Below are 21,565 nucleotides of genomic sequence, written 5' to 3'. Positions count from 1 at the left end.
ATTCATACGGCTTCCTCCCCGGTTTGTTCCGTCAGCATTTCAAGATGGCCGGACGCCAGGTCATAGACGCAGCCGTAAACGTTCAGCTCCTGGCCGCTGCGCCAGATATTGCGCACCGTGCGGGTCTGCACCAGGCGGTTAAACTGAGCGATGACGTTGGCTTCCACCAGTTGATTAAGGGTTTGCGCATCCGGCGGCGACGCGTCGCGCCCGGCGATGTGCTCTGAGAGCGCCTCGCGCAGGTGGCTGATGCGCCGCGCAAGCGATGAGGATTCCTGCGCGAGCGACATCTGCGGCAGCGTCAGCGCCGCCTGCACGCCGCCGCAGCCGTAATGGCCGCACACCACGATGCGTTTCACCTTCAGGTAATGGAGCGCGTATTGCAGCACGCTCATAAAATTGTCGTCGTCGGGGTTAATCATATTGGCGATATTGCGATGCACGAACAGTTCGCCGGGGTGGGAGCCGGTCAGCACTTCCGCCGGAACGCGGCTGTCGGAGCAGCCAATCCAGAGCGAGTGCGGCTGCTGCTGGTCAAGGTGTTTGCCAAAGTAATCCGGGTCCCGTTGAAGACGCTGTTGCGCCCAGCTACGGTTTTTGGCCAGAAGAGGTTTTAAGGTGGTCAAAATGCGGTCTCCATGAGGGATCCAACGAGCCAAATATTGACTGCCGGTAAAGGCGTTTTCCGTGGACTCGTTACGACGAAATTAATAAGTAGCACTGTTCAGTGATATTTATGTCTCAGGAAAATCCTATAAGAGGAATTAAAGTTTAAAGGTTTATCAGCTTTGTAAAGTTTTAAAAATAATGGGTAAGAAAATGCGAGTGGCTATAACAGAAACAGAAAGGTAATAAAGCGAGAAATGATGAGCGAGATGATAATTGTCACTGGTAACACATTGTTTTAAATCGGATAGCAATAAAGAGGCGTAATGATCTTCTCATAAACGTTATGGCGCACGCTGACGATGACCCGCTCTTTTTTATCCCGGCAGAGTGAGCACTCCGAATAATCACATTTGCTTATATTTAAACGGCCGAAAACATTTTTTCTCATGCGTCGCCGTGGAGTGACTGGTCTTAGGCTTCCATGACATCACGCGGTGAATATGCGAAGGTAGACAGATAAATTACGGTGAAACAGGGACAATACCGATGGCAGGGAATCTCCTCCTCTGGCTGATATCATCCGCAATGCTGCTGGCCTATTTCTGGTTTGTGACGCTCAGAAAACCGTTTAAAACGGTGAGTAAGCACTTTCTTATTCTGCTCGGCGTCCATGTGGCGCTCAGTATCGCCGCCATTCAGTTAAAAAAATCGGGCCATTTTTTGCCGGCTGAATATCGCACCGCGGGGCTGTGGTTTATCAAAGGCTATATGGCGGTCATTGTGGTGTTAATGGTTAATTTTTTCGCGGCGCTGGTCGAGCGGGGTGTCGCGAAAATGGCCGGATTTCATGAAAAATATAATGCGGCGAATCTGCACCGCCAGCCGCTGCGCGCGTTTATGCGCCATCAGTCCGCTGTCGTCTGGGGCTACCGGGTGCTCCTTCTCACGGGCGGTATCTACATGCTCTGGGCGATGTGCTTTCGGATGGGACTGTGAGCCAGGAGCGAACCCGCTTAAATTTCGCGGGTTCTCAGCGCATTTTTTTAAGAAATAAAAATAAAAGTTTATTACTACTAAAAAAGATCGTAGCGAAAGTAACCGATTATTTTGGCAAATTGAATGAAAAAGCGGCGATATCTGCCGCTCACTGCGCTGACCAGAATCTCTGAATAAGATAAAACTTAACCATCATCATAATTTTTCATAAAATCCGCGCTAAAAATGTCTGCGTGCCGTGAGGTTCAGCGTAAACTGCGTTTTCGCCAGGGATGCTACGTAAATACCAGACTGGAGGTGAATATGTATTCCTTTATCGCCAGGCAGCCCATCTTTGACGCCGCGCTAAATACTGTCGCGTATGAGCTGCTTTATCGCAATGGACTGTCTAATACGTTTCCGCTGGTGACGGAAGAATACGCCACCAACCATCTGCTGGCGGAGCAGTTCCTTGTCACCCCGCTGCAGCGCCTGGTGGGGCAACATACGTCGTATATTAATTTTCCTCATGAGATGATCGTCAATGGCCTGGCGCAAACGCTGCCGGCGGAAAAAGTCGTCATCGAAATTCACCAGAATGCGGCCCCGGAACCTGAGCTGTTAAAAATGGTGCGGGAGATGTACTACAAAGGGTTTCGTTTCGCGCTGGATAACTTTCGCCTTAGCGACGCGTGGGCCAATTTCCTGCCCTATGTGACGGTCATTAAGTTCGATATTCAGGCGTCAACACCACAGGAAATTGCCGCCTTTATCCGCGCGAATAATATCAGCCAGCGGAAATTACTGGCGGAAAAAGTCGAAACTCGCGAGCAGTTTACCCTTTACAAAGAGATGGGTTTCCAGCGTTTCCAGGGCTATTTTTATGGCGAGCCGGAAATGATTAAAACCCGAAAACTGCCGGAGCAGCAGATGTTTATTCTGCAACTGCTCAATGAAGTGGTCTCGGCTGACCCGGATATGCGCAAAATAGAAGAGTTGATCAGCCGCGATGTGGCGATTACGTATAAGTTGATGCGCTATGTTAATAACATCAAATATAAGATAAATCACCACGCCAACGCGGATGTGCTGCCGTTTCGCAATATTCTCTATTTCTTAGGCTTAAGCGAGCTGCGCCGGTTTATCGCGATACTGGCGGTCACTCACAGCAGCGAACCGGCCGTGACGGAGCTGTTTAACTACAGCCTCGCCTGTGGGCGCTTCTGCGAAAAAGCCGTGGCGCACACGGGGGCCGATATTAATGAAAACGATGCCTTTATTGCCGGGCTGTTTTCGCGGCTGGATATTATCCTCGGCGTACCGATGGCGGTACTGATTGAGCAAATCACCGTGCCTGCGGTGGTGCGCGAGGCGCTCTTAAACCGCAGTGGCACGCTCGGCGCGCTGCTGAATCTTTATGAAGGCTATGAGCAGAACCACTGGCAGGGGGTTTCGCAGGGCATGAAGCAGCTTAATTTGAGCGAAGCGCAGGTGACGAAACTCTTCCTCGATGCGGTGGAGTGGGGCGATCGGATAATCTAACGCTGGCACCGCTGCCGGTTTTTGCCCGGTTGTGGTGCCAGATGTGCAATATCGTGCATTATCCCTGCGGCACGTCCGCCAGCGAAAAGTAAACCTCAAGCCCGTGCTCGCGGGCGATTTCCACATCACGGTCAGCCCCCGAGGACGCGCCCGGCAGGCGCAGCACCGCGTCGCATTTCGCCACCAGACGGTGCGCGACCGGGTATAAAAAACGCTCGCTTATCGCATCGCCCGGCTTTTCGCTGCCCGCGGCCTGGGCGAGCGGCAGCGCAAGCCATTCGCCAATCACCGGCACGTGGCCGCGCTCAAACAGGACGAGCGCCGCCTGCTCAAGCCGCGCCAGGTTCTGGCGCATCAGGGTTTCATCGCCGTTGGTGCCGCTGCGCCACGGGCCCGCCACCAGAATCATTTTGCTCATGGTTTTCTCCTTACACTATCGCGTTCAGCGCCGCGTACTGCAGCAGCATGATGGTTTTGGCATCGACAATCTCACCCTCACGCACCGCGCGCAGGGCGTCATCGATGGGCATTTTGACCACTTCGATATCTTCGCCTTCTTGCGCGACGCCGCCGCCCGCGCCGCGCCGCCGCGCCGGATCGTATTCGCCGATGAAGAAATAGAGTTTTTCGGTGACGGAGCCGGGGCTCATATAGGCTTCAAACACTTTCTCGACGTTATCCACCAGATAACCGGTCTCTTCTTCGGCTTCGGCCCGAATACGCACTTCCGGTTCCGCTTCATCCAGCAGGCCCGCCGCCGTTTCGGTCAGTACGTTGTCGTAGCCGTTAAGAAAGACCGGCAGGCGGAACTGGCGGGTGAGAATGACGCAGCGCTCGGCGCGGTTATAGAGCAGAATCGTCGCGCCGTTGCCGCGGTCGTAGGCTTCGCGGCTCTGGCGCTGCCACTGGCCGTCACGGCGCTGGTAATCAAAGGTATATTTTTTCAGCACATACCAGTCGTCAGACAGGGTTTGCGTTTCGACAATGCGTACTTTTTCACGAACAGATGGCATGATGACGTCTCCACAGGTAGGATTGGCAACATAACGTGCATGTTCGTGCATGGTCAAGAAAATTCGTGCAACAGGAAACCGGTATGCTGACGTCACAACGTAAGAAGCTCATTCTGGAAAAGCTGGCGGCGGAAGGGCAGGTGCAGTCCCGCGCGCTCAGCGAGTGGTTTAACGTCTCCGAAGATACGATCCGCCGCGATCTGCGCGAGCTTTCTGCCGAAGGCCGCCTGCAACGCGTCCACGGCGGGGCGTTGCCCGCTTCGGCGGCGGTGGTGGATTACGCCGGGCGCAGCCAGCTTTCGATAGACTCCAAGCGGGCGGTCGCGCGCCGCGCCGCCGCGCTGATTGAACCGGGGCAGATCGTGATGCTCGACGGCGGCACTACGACCGGCGAGCTGGTGAAATGCCTGCCGCCGGACCTCGCCATTACGGTGATCACCCACAGCCCCGGCATCGCGCTGCAACTGGTGGAACATCCGTGCATTGAAGTGATCCTCATCGGCGGACGGCTGTTTAAACATTCCATAGTCTCGGTGGGGGCGGCGGCCATTGAAGCCATGAGCCATCTGCGCGCCGACCTGTTCTTTTTGGGTGTCACCGGCGTACACGCCGAAGCGGGCCTCAGCACTGGCGATTACGAAGAGGCGTGCGTGAAGCGCGCGCTGGCCTCGCGCGCGGCGGAAACGGTCGTGATGGCCTCGCGGGAAAAGCTGAACGCCGCCTCGGCGTTCTGCATTGGCGATATGTCGCTGGTAAACACGCTGGTTGTCGAGGGCGATACCGCTGACAGCCTGCTCGCGCCTTTTGAAAACCTGGGCGTGACGGTTGTCAGGGCGTAGCCCGCCGGCGTCACCAGAACGAACCCGACGGAAATTGCGCATGATCGGCCAAAGCTGTCTATCCTGAGAATATGCGCGTATTAAAACGGTTATGCGGATAATTTCAGGAGGGGCAGTATGAAGTTTTTCTATTTTATTTCACTTATCGCTGCGGCCAGTTATCTGTTTGCCTTTTTACCAAGGGCAAAAAGTGACCGCGAGCCGCTCGCGTACTGGGGGTGCTGGATTTATCTGGGCGCCTCTGCGATTTACTGGGCGATTTATGGTTTAAAGCACTACTTTTAATCACTCTCAACGCGCGCCGGGAAATAATACCCGGCGGTAAGGAATATTTCGTTTAAAAAGTAAATAGCGACAGTAATAATCCTAAAAAGTTTCTTTTTACCTTACCTCCATAATTCCATCGCATTCTTTACAAAATTACGCTATCTTTCCGCGCGCAAAAGCCTCACTCTGATGCTTAGCCTCATTACTGTGGTTAAAACTACCCGGGTTAACGCCGTGTTGTGTGAATAATTGCTTTAAACACAAGGTAATGCAGGATTCTGGTTGCAGACTCATCTGATGGCCGGAACGAATTTTCGTTAATGAAGGTTGTTATTATTAGTGGGATAATCTTTTTAATGACAGCGTCATGGCGCTGTTGTTGTCAGGAAATGTCGAATAATACGACGGAATGTTTCAGCGTTTATGGAAAGACCACTTTTTATTCACATCCTGAAACGGCTGTAATTAAAACCGAAAGCCTCACCGGCACGGGTTTATTTTTTTCCTCCATATTATTAGGTAGCAGGAAGGCTGTATCCCTGCTGAATGATTGTCTGTCTGGTTTGTACCGCTTACGGAACGGCTTCTTTATGCGATACATCTCTGTGCATAAAGGGGCTTTATGAATCACGTCACGCCTTTTTCCCGTGCGCTGCTGCATCCGCGCTACTGGTTTACCTGGTTTGGTCTTGGCCTGCTGTGGCTGCTGGTGCAAATGCCGCACCCGCTGCTGATGCGCCTTGGCGCATTCCTTGGCCGCAACTCGCGCCGCTTTCTGAAGCGTCGTGAGAAAATCCTGCGCCGCAATCTCGAACTCTGTTTCCCGAATTTCAGCGAGGCGCAAAAAGAGCAGCTGATTCAGGAAAACTTCCTGTCGCTCGGCATGGCTTTGCTGGAAACCGGCATGGCCTGGTTCTGGTCGGACGCGCGCATTAAAAAATGGTTTAACGTCGAAGGGCTGCATCACCTGCATCAGGCGAGCGCGCAGGGGCGCGGCGTTATCGTGATTGGCGTGCACTTTATGTCGCTGGAGCTTGGCGGGCGCGTGATGGGCCTGTGCAAGCCGATGATGGCGATGTACCGTCCACACAACAACAAAGCGATGCAGTGGGCGCAGACCAAAGGGCGTATGCGCTCTAACAAAGCGATGATCGACCGTAAAGATCTCAAAGGCATGGTCAACGCGCTGAAGCAGGGCGAAGCGGTCTGGTTTGCGCCGGACCAGGATTACGGCCCGCGCGGCAGCACCTTTGCGCCGCTGTTTGCGGTAAACGACGCCGCCACCACGCGCGGAACGTTTGTGCTCTCGCGCCTGAGCAACGCGGCGATGCTGACCATTGTGATGATCCGCAACCCCGACGCCAGCGGCTATAAACTGATTATTCAGCCGGAGCTTCAGGGCTACCCGCGTGAAGATGAAGCCGCCGCGGCGTGCTACATGAACAAAGTGATTGAGCGCGAAATCCTGCGCGCGCCGGAGCAGTATCTCTGGATACACCGCCGATTCAAAACCCGCCCGGCGGGCGAAGCGTCGCTCTATACCTGATACGCGTTTTCACAGAAAGCCCCGCGCCGTGCGGGGCTTTTTTTGCGTCTCTTTGAGAGATCGTGCGGCGCTTTTTGAAAAAACACGCGGAGTGTGGGTTAATAACATTTTGTTTACATATGGAGCTGCCGCGATGGCCCGGATTGCCGCCCCCTTTTCGTTTCGCGAAACCATGCAAATGCTGACGCAGCAAAAAGCGCTGCGCCTTGATAGCGACCAGACGCGGCTTATCAGCGAACTCGATAGCCTCGCCGCGCCGCTGCTGGCGGGCCACGCGCGGTTTGCCGGGTTGTATGTCTGGGGCAGGCCGGGGCGCGGCAAAAGCTTTATTGTTGATAACTTCTTTGCCTCGCTGCCGCTCGCGGCGAAAAAACGCGCGCACTTCCATGACTTCTTTCGCGAACTCCATCAGCGCATGGTGGATAAATCGCTGGAGCAGGCGCTGCGCGCGCAGTTAGGCGACGCGCGGTTGCTCTGCTTTGACGAATTCCACCTGCACGATCCGGGCGATGCGATGCTCGCGAAAAAGCTGTTAGAAGTGGCGCAGGCGATGAAAATTACGCTGATCCTGACCTCCAATTATTCGCCGCGAGAGTTGCTTTCACACCCGCTCTACCATGAGCTGTTTGTGCCTTCCATCGCGCTTATCGAGCGAGAGATGACGATTTTCGCCCTTAACGGCGAGCGCGATTACCGCCTTGAGGCGGGCAGCGACGCCGGGCTGTTCAGCAAGGGCGCGTGGCTGCAGCCAGGCACGCCTGACCAGCGTGCGGCGCACGGGCTTGCGGTGGCGCACGGTGAATTTGCGGTCACGGCCGGTTATCACACCTTTTATGCCGCATCACCGCCGGGCCATCTGCTGCATTTCACCTTTGCGGGAATATGTGAAGCGCCGACGGCGGTCATGGATTATTTAACGCTGTGTGAAACGTATTCCTGCTGGTTTATTGATGATGTGCCGCGGCTTTCGCGCGTTAGCCCGGCGGCGGCGCAGCGGTTTATTAATCTTATTGATGTGCTTTATGATAAGCAGCGGCAGTTATTTATTTCGAGCGCGAATTCGGTCGCTGAAATTACTGATGCCGTTGCGCTTGACGATATTGGACGCACCGCCAGTCGTCTGGCGCAATTACGGGTAATACAAGATCCTGTTACCGGCTAATAGAATTAATACGCGTCAGTAAATAATAAATAAGGGTGCCTGAAGGCATAAATCCGCCAGTCAAATCGCGGGGATGGCTCCCCGCGTCAGACGCTTACTCTCTGGGTTTACAAGCCAGTGAAGCGACAATCTCCATACCCGCGCCCCGCAAGCGCAGCTCGCAAAGCGTTTCCCGTGAAAGGGTGGTGAACATTATTACCGTCACACAAACAATAATAATGCACCAGATAAAAGTATTGTCCTTCATAGCCATTCTCCTTGCCGAAAGGCGAGTAAGAGGCTAACATATGAACTGTTCGGGTTCATGTGTCGGCCTCGGGTTAAGGTAATTAACTCGGGGCCTTCATCTTTCCAGAACCTGCATAATGCCTGAAACCAGAAAGCCTCAGGCACCCGCCGCGAATAATACGCTTCTTTTAAATTCGTAAAATCTTTTCTTTTTCGCTGTTTATTAAAATCAGCCAGAGTGAATATTCACTTCTTTTGTGCGCCGCGACTATTCCCGTTACCGCTTCCTGTTATTCTTTTTCTTATTTATGGCCGTGCAGAAGTGGCCCCCGCATCATGCGTCAGGGGCGCTCGTCTTCCCGCACGGCGTGGATCTTGCCGCGAAACACCCAGAACCCCCAGCTGTTATAGATAAGCGTAACGGGCACAAAAATGCCGAACGCGATAAGCATCAGCTTCTGCGTGGCGGGCGGCGCGGCAGCCTGAATAAGCAACAGATTCGGCGGCAGAATAAACGGAAAAACGGCCAGCAGCATCCCACCGAACGCCGCGATAAACAGCAAAAGCGTCATCGCGAGCGGCAGGAAATCGCGCCGCTGGCGCAGCGTCAGTATCACGCCCAAAAACGCCAGCAAACCCACCGCCGCCAGCGGCCCGCTCCAGCGCCACAGTTGCAGATGCAGCCGGTAGGTCTCATTGATCTGCACCGTCCAGACCAGCAGGCCGGCCAGCAGCGCGGCGGTGAGAAGGGCAAGCCACATGGCCTGACGCCGCGCCCACGCGTTGAGTTCCCCTTCGCAGCGCCAGATAAGCCAGCATGCGCCGAGCAGCGCATAGCCGACGCTGAGCGCCATCGCGCAGAAGACCGAAAAGGGCGACAGCCAGTCCATCGGGCCGCCGGTAAATGTCGCGCCGTTATGGGTAATGCCTTCAACCCACGCGCCCATCGTCGCGCCCTGGCTTAACGACGTCAGCCAGGAGCCTGCGATAAACAGCGCGTCGAACAGCCGCGGGCGCAGGTGGCGGTACTCAATCGCCACGCCGCGCACAATCATCGCCAGCAGCATGATATAGACCGGCAGGTAGAGCGCGCTGTAGAGAATGCTGAAGGCGACCGGGAACATCGCCAGCAGCGCGCCCGCGGTCAGCACCAGCCAGGTTTCGTTGCCGTCCCAGACCGGCAGCAGCGAAATGTTCATCTGCTGGCGCGCCTGCGGCGACTGAAACGGCGCGAGCAGCCCCACGCCGAGATCCGCGCCGTCAAGCAACACGTAAATCAGCACGCCCGCGGCGAGCGCGCCGGCGCAGAGTAGCGTTAACAGCGGCAGAGAAAGCAGTAGTTCAGTCATCTGAATGCCCCCGCAGACTGTGCGGCGTCACGCCGCTGCCGGTTTGCGCCGCCACGGACGGGTTGGCATCCGGCGCGTCGTCGCCCGGTGGTTTCGCGAGCAGACGCAGCATAAAGCCCATGCCGAGTGTGAAAATCAGCAGATAGACCACCACAATCGCGACAAATGAACCGAGCACCAGCGAGGGCGCGATGGGTGAGGCGCTCTCGCGGGTCAGCAACTGCCCGTAGACGGTCCACGGCTGGCGGCCCGTCTCGGTGACGACCCAGCCCGCGAGCATCGCGATAACGCCCGCCGGTGCCATCGCCACCATGCCGCGCTGCAGCCAGCGTGCCTCCCACAACCGGCCACGCAGCCGCACCACCAGCCCGGCGACGCCAACGAAAATCATCAGAAAGCCGAGCCCGACCATAGCGCGAAACGCGAAGAAGACGCCGGGCACCCAGGGCAGCTCGTCCGGCGGATACTGATTCAGGCTATGAATGGTGCCGGTGAGATTATGGCGCAGATAGAGCGAGCCGATGGACGGGATCGCCACTTCAACGTGGTTGCGCCGCGCCTCCATATCCGGGATCGCGAACAGCCGTAGCGGCTCGCCTTCGCCGGGCGGCGGCGGGTTCCAGCTGCCTTCCATCGCCGCCAGTTTGACCGGCTGGTGATCGCGGGTGTTTTCGCCATGCAGATCGCCCACCACTGCCTGAAGGGGCGCAAGCGCGAGCAATACCCACAGCCCCCAGGAGAACATTCGCCGCGCGCCCGGCTGTTGCGGATGCTTGAGCAGGTGCCACGCGCCGACCGCCGCCACCAGGCATGCGGTGGCGAGCAGCGCAGCGATGGACATATGTATCAGCCGGTACGGAAAGGACGGGTTGAAAATCACCGCCCACCAGTCAACGGGCTGAAAGCGGCCATCGGGCCCGATGATGAAACCCGCGGGCGTCTGCATCCACGAGTTCGCCGACAATATCCAGAAGGCGCTGAACAGCGAGCCTGCCGCCACCACGCAGGTGGCGAGAAAATGCACCCACGGGCGCACTTTGCCCATGCCGAACAGCACCACGCCCATAAAGCCCGCTTCGAGGAAAAACGCCACCAGCACTTCCATGTACATCAGCGGCCCCATCACGGCACCGGCGCGGCTGGAAAGCTCGCCCCAGTTGGCGCCGAACTGGAATTCCATCAGCACGCCGGTGACGACGCCGACCGCGACGTTCAGGGCAAAGATCTTGCTCCAGTATTTATAGAGATCGAGATAAATGCGCTGCCTGCGCCACAGCCACAAGCCCTCCAGCAGCATCAGCCACTGCGCGAGGCCTATCGTCAGCGCCGCCAGTACGATATGAAACCCGATGGTGAAGGCGAACTGGCTGCGCGCCAAAAGCAGCGCGGTTTCCGGGCTAATCATTGTCAGGCGTCGCTCGGCTTGCCGGTAAACGAGGAGATGGGTTTGTCCACCTCCTCTTCCATGCGGCGGGAGAAGGCTTTCAGACCATTGAGCAGCGGCGTCAGCGAGCGCCACAGCTCATCGTCATGCAGCATTTTCCATGCTCCGCGCGCGCCTGGCGCGTCGGCCTGTTCGCTTTCCGGGCGCGCTTCTTCGCGGCTCAGTTCCGCGGCGAAATCGCGCACGCCGAAGGCGAGCTTATACATCCGCTCCGGCGGAATGGTGGAGAGCGCCATCAGCAGCACAGAGATGTTCTGGATAACGTTCAGCGAACCTTTGCGGCTCAGGCCGTCGATGATGACCTTGATCCACTCGTTGTTGGACGCCACCAGATCGTTGGTCAGGCGCAGCACGCCATGTTCATGCAGCGTCTGGAGCAGGCGTTGCAGCTCTTCGTCCGCCGTCGGGCCGATGCGTGGCGGCTCGGGCTGATAGTCAATCGCTTTGGCCATTAAAATTTCTCCGGGTGAGGTTCCTGTTCGGGCGGCAGACGGTAATCGTCACGCTGCCATTTCTCTTCGACCGGCACGCCCGCCATCGGCGTGCGGGCACCATAGCGGAAGTTGTGCCGCGGCAGCGGGGACGGGTGCGGCGCGCGGGAGAGTTTCTCCAGTTTTACCGCGAGCTCTTTATACGCTGGCGTGTTGACGTCGGGGTCGTGGTGCTCGCCGGTGAGCGCGTTAATGCCGGGTTTGCCCTGATGAATAGAGATAAAGAGCGACTGGCCCGCCACGCGATCGGTGATGACCACCGGCACCTCCAGCGAGCTGCGTCGCGAGGTGAGTTTCACCCAGTCGCCCTCGGAGAGCCCACGCTCAGCGGCAAGCTGCGGGCTGATTTCCACAAACCAGTCGGGCGACAGCGACATTGTGCGCCCGCCGCGTCCGCTCTGGTTGGTCGACTGGAAATGCTCCAGCATGCGCCCGTTATTGAGCGCCAGATCGTATTCGTCATCCGGCGCTTCGGCGGGCGGTTGCCACTTCAGCGGGTAGAGCACGGCGCGGCCATCCGGGAAGTTAAACCCGTCGGTGTAGAGCAGCGGCGTGCTTTCGCCGTCAGGTTTCACCGGCCAGAGCTGGGAGTTCCAGCCTTCAAGACGCTCATAGCTGACGCCCGCGAACAGCGTGGCGATACTCGCCGCCTCCGCCATGATTTGCGACGGGTGCGTGTAGCCCCAGTCGTGGCCCATGCGTGCGGCAAGCTCGGTCAGAATGCGCCAGTCCGGGCGGCTGTCGCCGAGCGGCGGCATGGCTTCATAGAAGCGCTGAATGCGTCGCTCGGTATTCACAAAGGTGCCGTCTTTTTCAATGCTCGGGCAGGCGGGCAGCACCACATCGGCGAATTGCGCGGTGCGGCTTAAGAAGAGATCCTGCACCACCAGGAAATCGAGATCGGTAAAGCCCTCGTGCACGTTAGTACTGTCAGCGTCGGAAAACGCCGTCTCTTCGCCAATGACATACATGGCGCGAATCTGTTTCGTGCGCGCGTGCTCCACCATCTCGAAGTTATCCGAGCCTGCCTCCAGCGACAGTTTTTCCGGCGCCACGCTCCAGGCTTTCGCCCATTTGGCGCGCACGGTTTCATCGCTCACCGATTCATAGCCCGGGTAGTAGTTTTTCAGGCAGCCGAAATCGCTCGCGCCCTGCACGTTATTATGCCCGCGCATCGGGTAGCCGCCTGTGCCGGGGCGACCGTAGTTGCCCGTGACCAGTAGCAGGTTGGAGAGCGCGGTGCTGGTGTCCGCGCCGTGGCTGTGCTGGGTCACGCCCATCGCCCAGACGATGCAGACGGACGGCGCGTTGCCGATAAGCTCGGCGGCGGCGGTCAGCTCCTCCACCGTAAGCCCGGTCATGTCGGCGGCGAAGTCCAGCGTGAACGGCGCGAGCGACTGGCGGTATTCGTCCACCTGGTTGACGTGCGCGGCGAGAAACGCCTCGTCGGCGTAGCCGTGGTCAAACATATAGCGCGCCATCGCCGAGGCCCAGATCATATCGGTGCCGGGGCGAATGCGCAGGTAACGGTCGGCGCGCTCGGCCATTTCGTGACGGCGCGGGTCGACTACCAGAAGCTGCTGCCCGTGATGTTTTTTCGCGGCTTTCATGCGCGCGGCGATCACCGGATGGTTCTCCGCGGTGTTGCTGCCGACAATCACAATCAGCGACGCCTTATGCAGATCCTCAATGGTGCCCGCGTCGCCGCCATAACCGACGGTGCGGAACAGTCCTTTGGTGGCCGGGTTCTGGCAGTAGCGCGACGAGTTATCGACGCTGTTGGTGCCAATAATGAGGCGCGCGATTTTCTGCGTCAGGTAGGCCTCTTCGTTGCTGCCCTTGCTGGAGCCGATAAAACCGATGGCCTGCGGCCCGTACTGATCGCGGATCGCCAGCAGACGGCGCGCCACCAGCGCCAGCGCCTCGTCCCAGCTCGCCTCGCGGAAGCGGTCGTTCTCGCGAATAAGCGGTGTGGTGAGGCGTGCTTTATCGTTCAGAAAATCCCAGGCGAATTTGCCCTTCACGCAGGTGGAGATGCCGTTGGCAGGCGCGTCGGCGACAGGCTGCACTTTCAGCACGTGGCGGTCGCGCGTCCAGATCTCGAAGCTGCACCCGACGCCGCAATAGGTACAGACCGTTTTGGTGCGTTTGATTTCCGGCTGCCGCCAGTGCATGTCCATCACCGAAATGCCGGTAATGATCTCAGCGCCCGTGGTGTTTTCGATGGCTTTCACCAGATCTATCATCGGGCGCTTGAGCGTCTGCTTCATGCTGGTAAATGGCCCGGCGTCCGGCTGCATGGTTTTCTCAAGCAGGGCGTTGCAGGGACAGACGGTGACGCAATGCCCGCAGCTCACGCAGCTGGAGCCGGCGATAGTCTCGCCGCCGTCCCAGAGTACGCGCGGGTGGGCCATGGTGTAATCGATGCTCAGCGTCTCGTTGACCTCGACGTTCTGGCACGCCTCCACGCAGCGCCCGCACAGAATGCACTGATCTGGATCGTAGGTGTAAAACGGGTTGGAGTGGTCTTTAACGTAGGGTTTGCGCTGGTATTCGTAGCGCTGAATCGGGATGTGCATATCCGCCACGGCATTATGCAGGGTGCAGTCGCCGGTGTTGTGTTCGCAGACGGTACAGTAGAGTTCATGTTTGGCGAGCAGCCTGTCCATACCTTCATGCTGCGCCGCCTGCGCCTCAGGCGTGCGGCTGGCAATTTCCATGCCCTGCGCGCTTTTCAGCGTACAGCCGCGCACCAGCTCGCCCTGATACTCCACCCAGCAGACATCGCAGGTTTGCATCGGCTCAAGCGCGGGGTGGTAACAGACGTGCGGGAGCTTGACATCGCAGGCCGTCAGAAAATCGATAAGCGGGATATTCGCCGGGCCAGTCAGCGGCCTCCCGTCATAAAACAGGGTACAGAGCGACTCTTCATAGTGCTTCCTCAAACGTGCCTTGCCAGTGCCGCGAACGTGCGCCGCAGCGAAGAAGAGCGGCTTCTCCGCGGGGAGGCGCTCTCGTTATAGTGACTTAAAGGTAGTAACCGACCCCTGGCTTCGCCAGCGAAGGGTGTTGCGAAGTATGTATGCGGTGAATAATCAGGCGGCAGCAGTTGCGGATAAGTGGCTGAGCGCACGACGGCTTTTGCATTTCGCACCGCTTCCCGGTATAACGTTCAGTTATGGATGTTTAGACGTCTGAACGTATAGAAGGGTTTATGCAGGAATCGCAGCAGCTACAACGCACCATGAAGGCCCGTCATCTGGTGATGCTCTCGCTGGGGGGCGTTATCGGCACCGGGCTGTTCTTTAATACCGGCTATATTATTTCCACGACCGGGGCGGCGGGCACGCTGCTGGCGTATCTTATCGGCGCGCTGGTGGTCTGGCTGGTGATGCAATGCCTCGGCGAGCTGGCCGTCGCCATGCCGGAAACCGGCGCGTTTCACGTTTACGCGGCGCGCTATTTAGGCCCGGCGACCGGCTATACCGTCGCCTGGCTCTACTGGCTCACCTGGACCGTGGCGCTCGGCTCAAGCTTTACCGCCGCCGGGTTCTGTATGCAGTACTGGTTTCCGCAGGTGCCGGTGTGGGTCTGGTGTCTGGTCTTCTGCGTGGTGATTTTCGGGCTGAATGTTTTCTCCACGCGGCTGTTCGCCGAGGGCGAATTCTGGTTTTCGCTTATTAAAGTTATCACTATCGTGGCGTTTATCGTGCTCGGCGGGGCGGCGATGTTTGGCATTCTGCCGATGAAAGATGGCTCGCCCGCGCCGCTGTTCCATAACCTGACCGCCGCGGGCTGGTTCCCTGCCGGAACGCTGCCGATCCTGATGACGATGGTGGCGGTGAATTTCGCGTTTTCCGGCACTGAGCTTATCGGCATCGCGGCCGGTGAAACCGAAAACCCGCAGCAGGTGGTGCCGGTTGCGATTCGCACGACCATCGTGCGGCTGGTGATTTTCTTCCTCGGCACCGTGCTGGTGCTGGCGGCGCTGATCCCGATGGATCAGGCGGGTGTGGTGAAAAGCCCGTTCGTGCTGGTGTTTGAGAAAATCGGCATTCCGTACGCCGCCGATATCATTAACTTCGTGATCCTCACCGCGATTTTGTCCGCGGCGAATTCGGGGCTTTACGCCTCCGGACGGATGCTCTGGTCGCTCGCCAACGAGCGCACGCTGCCGCGCGGTTTTTCGCGCCTCACGCGTCGCGGCGTGCCGCTGACGGCGCTGTCGGTGAGTATGCTGGGCGGCGTGCTGGCGCTGTTTTCCAGCATCGTGGCGCCGGATACCGTCTTTGTGGCGCTCTCGGCGATTTCCGGTTTCGCGGTGGTGGCGGTGTGGCTCAGCATTTGCGCCGCGCATTTTATGTTTCGTCGCCGTCATCTGGCCGAGGGCCGGGCGCTCAACGAATTACATTACCGCGCGCCCTGGTACCCGCTGACGCCGGTGCTGGGCTTCGCGCTCTGTTTTATCGCCTGCGTCGGGCTGGCGTTCGATCCGGGCCAGCGCATCGCGCTCTGGTGCGGGCTGCCGTTTGTGGCGTTCTGCTACGGCGCGTATTATCTGACGCAATTTTTCCGCACGCGCCGCACCGAGGAGCCTCGCCATGTCGCTGAATAACCCGTTAACCCCGCTCTTAAGCCAGCAGCCGTTTGTGGTGTTGGACGGCGCGCTCGCAACCGAACTGGAAGCGCGCGGCTGTAATCTCGCCGACAGCTTATGGTCGGCGAAAGTCCTGATGGAGCAGCCGGAGCTGATTTACGCGGTGCATCTTGATTACTTCCGCGCCGGGGCGCAGTGCGCCATTACCGCCAGCTACCAGGCGACGCCAGCCGGTTTTGCCGCGCGCGGGCTGGATGAGGCGCAGTCGCGGGCGCTGATTGCGCGAAGCGTTGAGCTGGCGCGTCAGGCGCGTGACGATTATTACGACGAACAGCCGGATGCCGGGCCGCTGCTGGTGGCAGGCTCCGTCGGGCCGTATGGCGCGTACCTGGCGGACGGTTCGGAATACCGCGGCGACTATGCGCTTTCGGCGGCGGAGTTTGCGGATTTCCATCGTCCGCGCGTGGAGGCGCTCCTTGAGGCGGGCGTGGATCTGCTCGCCTGCGAAACGCTGCCGTCGCTCCCGGAGGCGCTGGCGCTCGCCGCGCTGCTGGAAAGCTACCCGCAGGCACGCGCGTGGTTTACCTTTACGCTTCGCGACAGCGATCACATCAGCGACGGCACGCCGCTTGGCGATGTGGCGGCCGCGCTCGCGCCGTATCCGCAGATTGTGGCGCTCGGCATCAACTGCGTAGCGCTGGAGAAAACCACTGCCGCGCTGGCGCGTCTGCATGAGGCCACCCGGCTGCCGCTGGTGGTGTACCCGAACTCCGGCGAGCAGTATGACGCGGTGAGCAAAACCTGGCGTCACGACGGGCACGCCTGCCAGACGCTGGCGCATTATCTGGAGGAGTGGCGCGCGGCGGGCGCGGCGCTGATTGGCGGTTGTTGCCGCACCACGCCTGCGGATATCGCGGCGCTGCGCGCGCAGCGTTAAGGGAAATGCCGGGTGCGCTTCGCTTACCCGGCCTACATAACCTGGGTATCTATTTTGTAGGGCGGGTAAGCGAAGCCACACCCGCCGTTTTTTTACCAGAGGATGGCCTGAAGTGTAGGGCGGGTAAGCGAAGCGCACCCGCCGTTTTTTTACCAGAGGATGACCTGACGTGTAGGGCGGGTAAGCGAAGCGCACCCGCCGTTTTTTTACCAGGGAGTGACCTGACGTGTAGGGCGGGTAAGCGAAGCGCACCCGCCAGTTGGGAAGAGGGGGCAGGCGAAGGGAGCGGGGCGCATATGGAAGGCCGGTGAAATTGTTCCGTTCGCCATCACGTCATTTCCCTCTGTGCCGTTCTCTCACGCGAACGTGCAAAGGGGGCTCGCCGCCGCCCCCTTTGCAATCCCGGCTCCCGGCGGAAATCGGCCCTGAGGGGCCGATTTTTTTAGCCGGAGTAAAACCACGCCCATTACCGTTGATTTATTTTGACATGTAGGGCGGGTAAGCGAAGCGCACCCGCCAGTTGGGAAGAGAGGGCAGGCGAAGGGAGCAGGGCGCATATGGAAGGCCGGTGAAATCGTTCCGTTCGCCATCACGTCATTGTCCTCTGTGCCGTTCTCTCACGCGAACGTGCAAAGGGGGCTCGCCGCCGCCCCCTTTGCAATCCCGGCTCCCGGCGGAAATCGGCCCATGAGGGCCGATTTTTTTAGCCGGAGTAAAACCATCCACCTTGCCGTCCGTGTTGTGGCCGGGCTGAAAAACGGTGGGTGCGCTTCGCTTACCCACCCTACGATGATATGGGAGAGCACCGCATACCCGGCATCCCAATCCTCACTCCTGCACCTCTTCCCAGCGCAAAAAATTAACTAACCTTTGCCGGTTTTTTTCTAAAAACGATTCGGCATTAACGATGCTTTTTTATTCCTTCAACTGATGTCCCGCAGCGGAAATACTGCCCGTATAACAAGACACTACAGGGGCAGACAGTATGGCAATCACATCGCGTATTACGCTCATCGGCGCGCTGGCGCTGTGGGCATTTCAGGCGCAGGCGGTAGATGTCACCGTCGCGTATCAGACCTCCGCCGAACCCGCCAAAGTGGCGCAGGCGGATAACACCTTCGCCAAAGAGAGCGGCGCGACGGTCGAGTGGCGTAAATTCGACAGCGGGGCCAGCGTGGTGCGCGCGCTCGCCTCGGGCGACGTACAGATAGGCAACATCGGCTCAAGCCCGCTCGCCGTCGCGGCAAGCCAGAATGTCCCCATCGAAGTGTTTCTGCTCGCCTCGCAGCTTGGTAACTCCGAGGCGCTGGTGGTGAAAAAATCGATTCGCACGCCGCAGGATCTTATCGGCAAGCGCATCGCGGTGCCGTTTATCTCCACCACCCACTACAGCCTGCTGGCGGCCCTGAAACACTGGGGCATTCGCCCGGATCAACTGAGCATTGTTAACCTTCAGCCGCCGGCGATCATCGCCGCGTGGCAACGGGGCGATATCGACGGCGCTTACGTCTGGGCGCCAGCCGTTAACGCGCTGGAAAAAGAGGGTACGGTGCTGACCGACTCCTCGGAAGTGGGGAAATGGGGTTCGCCGACGCTGGATGTCTGGGTGGTGCGTAAAGACTTCGCCGAAAAACACCCGGAAGTGGTCACCGCCTTTGCCCGCAGCGCGCTGGCGGCCCAGCGCGGGTATCTCGACAACCCTGACGGCTGGCTTACGCAGCCGGAGCATCTGGAGAAGCTCGCGCGCTTAAGCGGCGTGCCGCAGGGCGATGTGCCGGGGCTGGTGAAGGGCAATACCTATCTTCCCGCCAGCCAGCAGGTGGAGCAGCTTAACGGGCCGGTGAATCAGGCGATTGTCGACACCGCCGCGTTTTTGAAAGCGCAGGGCAAAGTGGCGCAGGCGGGGCAGGATTATCGCGCGTTCGTCACTGACCGCTTTGTGAAGCCGCTGGCTCAGCCGTAAGGGGGCGCGATGCTACAGGTCTCTCACCTTCACGCCCGTTTCGACGGCAAGCCTGCGCTTGCCGATATCAGCCTGACGCTTAATGACGGCGAGCTGCTGGTGGTGCTCGGCCCGTCCGGCTGCGGCAAAACCACGCTGCTGAATCTCATCGCCGGGTTTTTACCGGTGGAAACGGGCAGCATTACGCTTGACGGCCGCGCCGTCACCGGGCCGGGCGCTGACCGCGGCGTGGTATTTCAGCATGAGGGGCTGCTGCCGTGGCGCAGCGTGCTTGATAACGTCGCATTTGGCTTGCAGCTTCAGGGCGTCGGGCGTGAAGAACGCCGCGCGCTGGCGCGTCAGATGCTTGCCAAAGTGGGGCTTGAGGGCGCGGAAAACCGCTTTATCTGGCAGCTTTCCGGCGGTCAGCGGCAGCGTGTTGGCATCGCCCGCGCGCTGGCGGCCGACCCGCAACTGCTGCTGCTGGATGAACCCTTCGGCGCGCTGGACGCCTTTACCCGCGAGCAGATGCAGACGCTGCTGTTGCGCCTGTGGGCGACAAGCGGCAAAAAAGTCCTGCTCATCACCCATGACATCGAAGAAGCCGTCTTTATGGCGACCGATCTCGTGCTGCTGTCGCCGGGGCCAGGGCGCGTGCAGGAGCGGCTGAGCCTTGATTTTGCGAGGCGGTTTGTCGCGGGCGAACCGGCGCGCGCCATTAAATCCGATCCGGCGTTTATCGCCCGTCGCGAATATGTCCTGAGCCGGGTCTTTGAATTACGGGAGAGCGCCCATGAGCGTACTGATTAACGATAACGCGGCGCGTACGCCGGTGCGCCGCCGCCGTGTGGCCGTGCGCCCGGTGACGATAAGCCTCGCCACGCTCGGCGCGCTGCTGGCGCTCTGGTGGGCGGCGACGGCGCTGCAACTGGTGAGCCCGCTGTTTCTGCCCGCGCCGCAGCAGGTGCTGCGCCAGCTCATCACCATCGCCGGGCCGCAGGGCTTTATGGACGCCACGCTCTGGGCGCATCTTGGCGCGAGCCTGGGCCGCATGCTGACCGCGCTGCTGGCTGCGGCGCTTATTGGCATTCCTGTGGGTATCGCCATGGGGCTGAACCCGACGCTGCGCGCCATTCTCGATCCGCTGATTGAGCTGTACCGGCCCATTCCGCCGCTCGCCTATCTGCCGCTGATGGTTATCTGGTTCGGTATCGGCGAGACCTCCAAAGTGCTGCTGATCTACCTGGCGATTTTCGCTCCGGTGGCGATGTCGGCGCTGGCGGGCGTAAAAAGCGCGCAGCAGGTGCGTATCCGCGCGGCGCAATCCTTAGGCGCGAGCCGCTGGCAGCTGCTGTGGCATGTGATTCTGCCCGGCGCGCTACCGGAGATTTTAACCGGCCTGCGCATCGGGCTTGGGGTCGGCTGGTCAACGCTGGTCGCCGCCGAGCTTATCGCCGCCACGCGCGGGCTTGGGTTTATGGTGCAGTCCGCCGGTGAGTTTCTGGCGACAGATGTCGTGCTGGCGGGCATCGCGGTGATTGCCCTGGTGGCTTTTATTTTAGAACTGGGGCTGCGCGCGCTGACGCGCCGTCTGACGCCCTGGCATGGAGAAACACAATGAGCGAGCGCATAACCATCACGCCGCTGGGGCCGTATATCGGTGCCCTGGTCTCCGATATCAACCTGGCGCGACCGCTGAGCGACAGCCAGTTCGAGCAGCTGTATCACGCGTTGATACGCCATCAGGTGCTGTTCGTGCGCGATCAGCCCATCACGCCGCAGCAGCAGCGGGCGCTGGCGATGCGTTTTGGCGATCTGCACATTCACCCGGTCTACCCGCATGCGGAAGGCGTGGAGGAGATTATCGTGCTGGATACGCATAACGATAACCCGCCGGATAACGATAACTGGCACACCGACGTGACCTTTATCGACACGCCGCCTGCGGGCGCGATCCTGGCGGCGAAAGCGCTGCCGCCCACCGGCGGCGATACGCTCTGGACGAGCGGCATCGCGGCGTTCGAGGCGCTCTCCGCCCCGTTTCAGCAGTTGTTAAGCGGCCTGCGCGCCGAGCACGATTTCCGGAAGTCGTTCCCGGAGTGGAAGCACACGAAAACGGAGGAAGATCACCAGCGCTGGCTCACGGCGGTGGAGAAAAACCCGCCGCTGCTGCACCCGGTGGTGCGCACGCATCCGGTGAGCGGTAAACAGGCGCTGTTCGTCAATGAAGGCTTCACGACGCGCATTGTCGATGTGTCGCCCAAAGAGAGCGACGCGCTGCTGAATTTTCTTTTCGCGCATATTACAAAACCGGAGTTCCAGGTGCGCTGGCGCTGGCAAGAAAATGACGTGGCGCTGTGGGATAACCGCGTGACGCAGCACTACGCCAACGCCGATTATCTCCCCGCCCGGCGCGTGATGCACCGCGCGACGATCCTTGGCGATAAGCCCTTTTATCGGGCCGGTTAAACAGAGGGCGCTGCGGCGCCCTTTCTTTTGCGCAGCGCTTGTACATTCGGTTACACGCCGATACCAATCACTCACTGAAGCGGCGGCACGGGTTCTCTATAGTGATTTCCAGAGCCCCGACGCGGGGTAACTAAAAGCCAATTCGAGGGTATAGA

The 21,565-nt window shown here is 59.2% G+C and carries 20 protein-coding genes; 12 read left to right on the top strand and 8 right to left on the bottom strand.

What is annotated here, in order from left to right; genetic code table 11:
- Positions 1-2: 2 nt before the first annotated feature.
- On the bottom strand, positions 3-626 hold the full coding sequence (locus CSK29544_RS20790) for a carbonic anhydrase (RefSeq protein WP_007898790.1): 624 nt from the start codon (positions 624-626) through the stop codon (positions 3-5).
- Between the two features lie 529 nt (positions 627-1,155).
- Here CSK29544_RS20790 and CSK29544_RS20785 point away from each other — a divergent pair.
- Entirely contained in the window at positions 1,156-1,605 is a 450-nt protein-coding gene (locus tag CSK29544_RS20785) for a hypothetical protein (protein ID WP_029039062.1), read from the top strand.
- Positions 1,606-1,908: 303 nt separating this feature from the next.
- Complete coding sequence (locus tag CSK29544_RS20780) at positions 1,909-3,126, top strand: EAL and HDOD domain-containing protein (protein WP_007865048.1); 1,218 nt, start codon at positions 1,909-1,911, stop codon at positions 3,124-3,126.
- Between the two features lie 58 nt (positions 3,127-3,184).
- Here CSK29544_RS20780 and CSK29544_RS20775 read toward each other — a convergent pair whose 3' ends face one another.
- Both CSK29544_RS20775 and CSK29544_RS20770 read right to left on the bottom strand, forming a co-directional pair.
- The gene (locus tag CSK29544_RS20775) at positions 3,185-3,544 is read right to left on the bottom strand and encodes an NUDIX hydrolase (RefSeq protein ID WP_029039063.1); all 360 of its coding nucleotides are present in this window, start codon (positions 3,542-3,544) and stop codon (positions 3,185-3,187) included.
- 10 nt (positions 3,545-3,554) lie between these two features.
- Entirely contained in the window at positions 3,555-4,139 is a 585-nt protein-coding gene (locus CSK29544_RS20770; protein WP_007865055.1) for an NUDIX hydrolase, read from the bottom strand.
- 83 nt (positions 4,140-4,222) lie between these two features.
- Between CSK29544_RS20770 and CSK29544_RS20765 the strand changes: the two genes are divergently transcribed.
- The 4 genes from CSK29544_RS20765 to zapE all read left to right on the top strand — a co-directional run bounded on the left by CSK29544_RS20765 (position 4,223) and on the right by zapE (position 7,953).
- Positions 4,223-4,978 carry a DeoR/GlpR family DNA-binding transcription regulator gene (locus tag CSK29544_RS20765; RefSeq protein WP_007898785.1) on the top strand — a complete coding sequence of 252 codons (756 nt, stop codon included), beginning with the start codon at positions 4,223-4,225 and terminating at the stop codon, positions 4,976-4,978.
- 117 nt (positions 4,979-5,095) lie between these two features.
- Positions 5,096-5,263, top strand: coding sequence for a hypothetical protein (locus CSK29544_RS24660; RefSeq protein WP_004385700.1), 168 nt, complete (start codon positions 5,096-5,098; stop codon positions 5,261-5,263).
- Positions 5,264-5,867: 604 nt separating this feature from the next.
- Positions 5,868-6,791 carry a kdo(2)-lipid IV(A) palmitoleoyltransferase gene (gene lpxP, locus CSK29544_RS20760; protein ID WP_007898772.1) on the top strand — a complete coding sequence of 308 codons (924 nt, stop codon included), beginning with the start codon at positions 5,868-5,870 and terminating at the stop codon, positions 6,789-6,791.
- A 133-nt stretch (positions 6,792-6,924) separates the two neighbouring features.
- On the top strand, positions 6,925-7,953 hold the full coding sequence (gene zapE, locus CSK29544_RS20755) for a cell division protein ZapE (protein ID WP_029039064.1): 1,029 nt from the start codon (positions 6,925-6,927) through the stop codon (positions 7,951-7,953).
- Between the two features lie 94 nt (positions 7,954-8,047).
- Here zapE and CSK29544_RS20750 read toward each other — a convergent pair whose 3' ends face one another.
- The 5 genes from CSK29544_RS20750 to fdhF form a co-directional block, all read right to left on the bottom strand.
- On the bottom strand, positions 8,048-8,200 hold the full coding sequence (locus CSK29544_RS20750; RefSeq protein WP_029039065.1) for a Hok/Gef family protein: 153 nt from the start codon (positions 8,198-8,200) through the stop codon (positions 8,048-8,050).
- Positions 8,201-8,522: 322 nt separating this feature from the next.
- Positions 8,523-9,530: a cytochrome d ubiquinol oxidase subunit II gene (locus CSK29544_RS20745; RefSeq protein WP_007898769.1), complete on the bottom strand. Its 1,008-nt coding sequence runs from the start codon at positions 9,528-9,530 to the stop codon at positions 8,523-8,525.
- On the bottom strand, positions 9,523-10,935 hold the full coding sequence (locus CSK29544_RS20740; RefSeq protein WP_007898767.1) for a cytochrome ubiquinol oxidase subunit I: 1,413 nt from the start codon (positions 10,933-10,935) through the stop codon (positions 9,523-9,525). Before CSK29544_RS20740 ends, CSK29544_RS20745 begins: the two co-directional genes overlap by 8 nt.
- A 2-nt stretch (positions 10,936-10,937) precedes the next feature.
- Entirely contained in the window at positions 10,938-11,426 is a 489-nt protein-coding gene (locus CSK29544_RS20735) for a helical membrane plugin domain-containing protein (protein WP_004386808.1), read from the bottom strand.
- Positions 11,426-14,410: a formate dehydrogenase subunit alpha gene (fdhF, locus tag CSK29544_RS20730; RefSeq protein ID WP_007898764.1), complete on the bottom strand. Its 2,985-nt coding sequence runs from the start codon at positions 14,408-14,410 to the stop codon at positions 11,426-11,428. The genes CSK29544_RS20735 and fdhF overlap by 1 nt, the downstream gene beginning before the upstream one ends.
- A 269-nt stretch (positions 14,411-14,679) precedes the next feature.
- Between fdhF and mmuP the strand changes: the two genes are divergently transcribed.
- The 6 genes from mmuP to tauD all read left to right on the top strand — a co-directional run bounded on the left by mmuP (position 14,680) and on the right by tauD (position 21,410).
- Positions 14,680-16,080 (top strand): S-methylmethionine permease, encoded by a 1,401-nt coding sequence (gene mmuP, locus CSK29544_RS20725; protein ID WP_007865064.1) that lies wholly within the window; start codon positions 14,680-14,682, stop codon positions 16,078-16,080.
- Positions 16,067-16,999 (top strand): homocysteine S-methyltransferase, encoded by a 933-nt coding sequence (gene mmuM, locus CSK29544_RS20720; protein ID WP_007898760.1) that lies wholly within the window; start codon positions 16,067-16,069, stop codon positions 16,997-16,999. Before mmuP ends, mmuM begins: the two co-directional genes overlap by 14 nt.
- 985 nt (positions 17,000-17,984) lie before the next feature.
- Positions 17,985-18,962, top strand: a complete 978-nt coding sequence (gene tauA, locus CSK29544_RS20715) for a taurine ABC transporter substrate-binding protein (RefSeq protein ID WP_007891720.1) — start codon at positions 17,985-17,987, stop codon at positions 18,960-18,962.
- 9 nt (positions 18,963-18,971) lie between these two features.
- Positions 18,972-19,751, top strand: coding sequence for a taurine ABC transporter ATP-binding subunit (gene tauB, locus CSK29544_RS20710; protein WP_007891718.1), 780 nt, complete (start codon positions 18,972-18,974; stop codon positions 19,749-19,751).
- Positions 19,735-20,562 (top strand): taurine ABC transporter permease TauC, encoded by an 828-nt coding sequence (gene tauC, locus CSK29544_RS20705; protein ID WP_004386805.1) that lies wholly within the window; start codon positions 19,735-19,737, stop codon positions 20,560-20,562. The genes tauB and tauC overlap by 17 nt, the downstream gene beginning before the upstream one ends.
- A complete protein-coding gene (gene tauD, locus CSK29544_RS20700; RefSeq protein WP_007891715.1) occupies positions 20,559-21,410 on the top strand; it encodes a taurine dioxygenase in 852 nt (283 codons plus the stop codon). Before tauC ends, tauD begins: the two co-directional genes overlap by 4 nt.
- Positions 21,411-21,565 lie beyond the last annotated feature (155 nt).

Origin of the sequence: Cronobacter sakazakii (assembly GCF_000982825.1) — a bacterium.
GTDB classification, from domain to species: Bacteria; Pseudomonadota; Gammaproteobacteria; order Enterobacterales; family Enterobacteriaceae; genus Cronobacter; species Cronobacter sakazakii.
Note: the sequence above shows the minus strand (reverse complement) of the source record. Positions and strands in the feature narration are given on the sequence as shown.

What these genes read in the sequence shown, in the direction of transcription:
- tauD (WP_007891715.1), top strand. Translation starts at nt 20,559, where the DNA reads ATGAGCGAGCGCATAACCATCACGCCGCTGGGGCCGTATATCGGTGCC.
- CSK29544_RS20780 (WP_007865048.1), top strand. Translation starts at nt 1,909, where the DNA reads ATGTATTCCTTTATCGCCAGGCAGCCCATCTTTGACGCCGCGCTAAAT.
- CSK29544_RS20735 (WP_004386808.1), bottom strand. Translation starts at nt 11,426, where the DNA reads ATGGCCAAAGCGATTGACTATCAGCCCGAGCCGCCACGCATCGGCCCG.
- CSK29544_RS20750 (WP_029039065.1), bottom strand. Translation starts at nt 8,200, where the DNA reads ATGAAGGACAATACTTTTATCTGGTGCATTATTATTGTTTGTGTGACG.
- tauC (WP_004386805.1), top strand. Translation starts at nt 19,735, where the DNA reads ATGAGCGTACTGATTAACGATAACGCGGCGCGTACGCCGGTGCGCCGC.
- tauB (WP_007891718.1), top strand. Translation starts at nt 18,972, where the DNA reads ATGCTACAGGTCTCTCACCTTCACGCCCGTTTCGACGGCAAGCCTGCG.
- mmuM (WP_007898760.1), top strand. Translation starts at nt 16,067, where the DNA reads ATGTCGCTGAATAACCCGTTAACCCCGCTCTTAAGCCAGCAGCCGTTT.
- lpxP (WP_007898772.1), top strand. Translation starts at nt 5,868, where the DNA reads ATGAATCACGTCACGCCTTTTTCCCGTGCGCTGCTGCATCCGCGCTAC.
- CSK29544_RS20770 (WP_007865055.1), bottom strand. Translation starts at nt 4,139, where the DNA reads ATGCCATCTGTTCGTGAAAAAGTACGCATTGTCGAAACGCAAACCCTG.
- zapE (WP_029039064.1), top strand. Translation starts at nt 6,925, where the DNA reads ATGGCCCGGATTGCCGCCCCCTTTTCGTTTCGCGAAACCATGCAAATG.
- CSK29544_RS20765 (WP_007898785.1), top strand. Translation starts at nt 4,223, where the DNA reads ATGCTGACGTCACAACGTAAGAAGCTCATTCTGGAAAAGCTGGCGGCG.
- CSK29544_RS20745 (WP_007898769.1), bottom strand. Translation starts at nt 9,530, where the DNA reads ATGACTGAACTACTGCTTTCTCTGCCGCTGTTAACGCTACTCTGCGCC.
- CSK29544_RS20785 (WP_029039062.1), top strand. Translation starts at nt 1,156, where the DNA reads ATGGCAGGGAATCTCCTCCTCTGGCTGATATCATCCGCAATGCTGCTG.
- CSK29544_RS24660 (WP_004385700.1), top strand. Translation starts at nt 5,096, where the DNA reads ATGAAGTTTTTCTATTTTATTTCACTTATCGCTGCGGCCAGTTATCTG.
- tauA (WP_007891720.1), top strand. Translation starts at nt 17,985, where the DNA reads ATGGCAATCACATCGCGTATTACGCTCATCGGCGCGCTGGCGCTGTGG.
- CSK29544_RS20775 (WP_029039063.1), bottom strand. Translation starts at nt 3,544, where the DNA reads ATGAGCAAAATGATTCTGGTGGCGGGCCCGTGGCGCAGCGGCACCAAC.
- mmuP (WP_007865064.1), top strand. Translation starts at nt 14,680, where the DNA reads ATGCAGGAATCGCAGCAGCTACAACGCACCATGAAGGCCCGTCATCTG.
- CSK29544_RS20740 (WP_007898767.1), bottom strand. Translation starts at nt 10,935, where the DNA reads ATGATTAGCCCGGAAACCGCGCTGCTTTTGGCGCGCAGCCAGTTCGCC.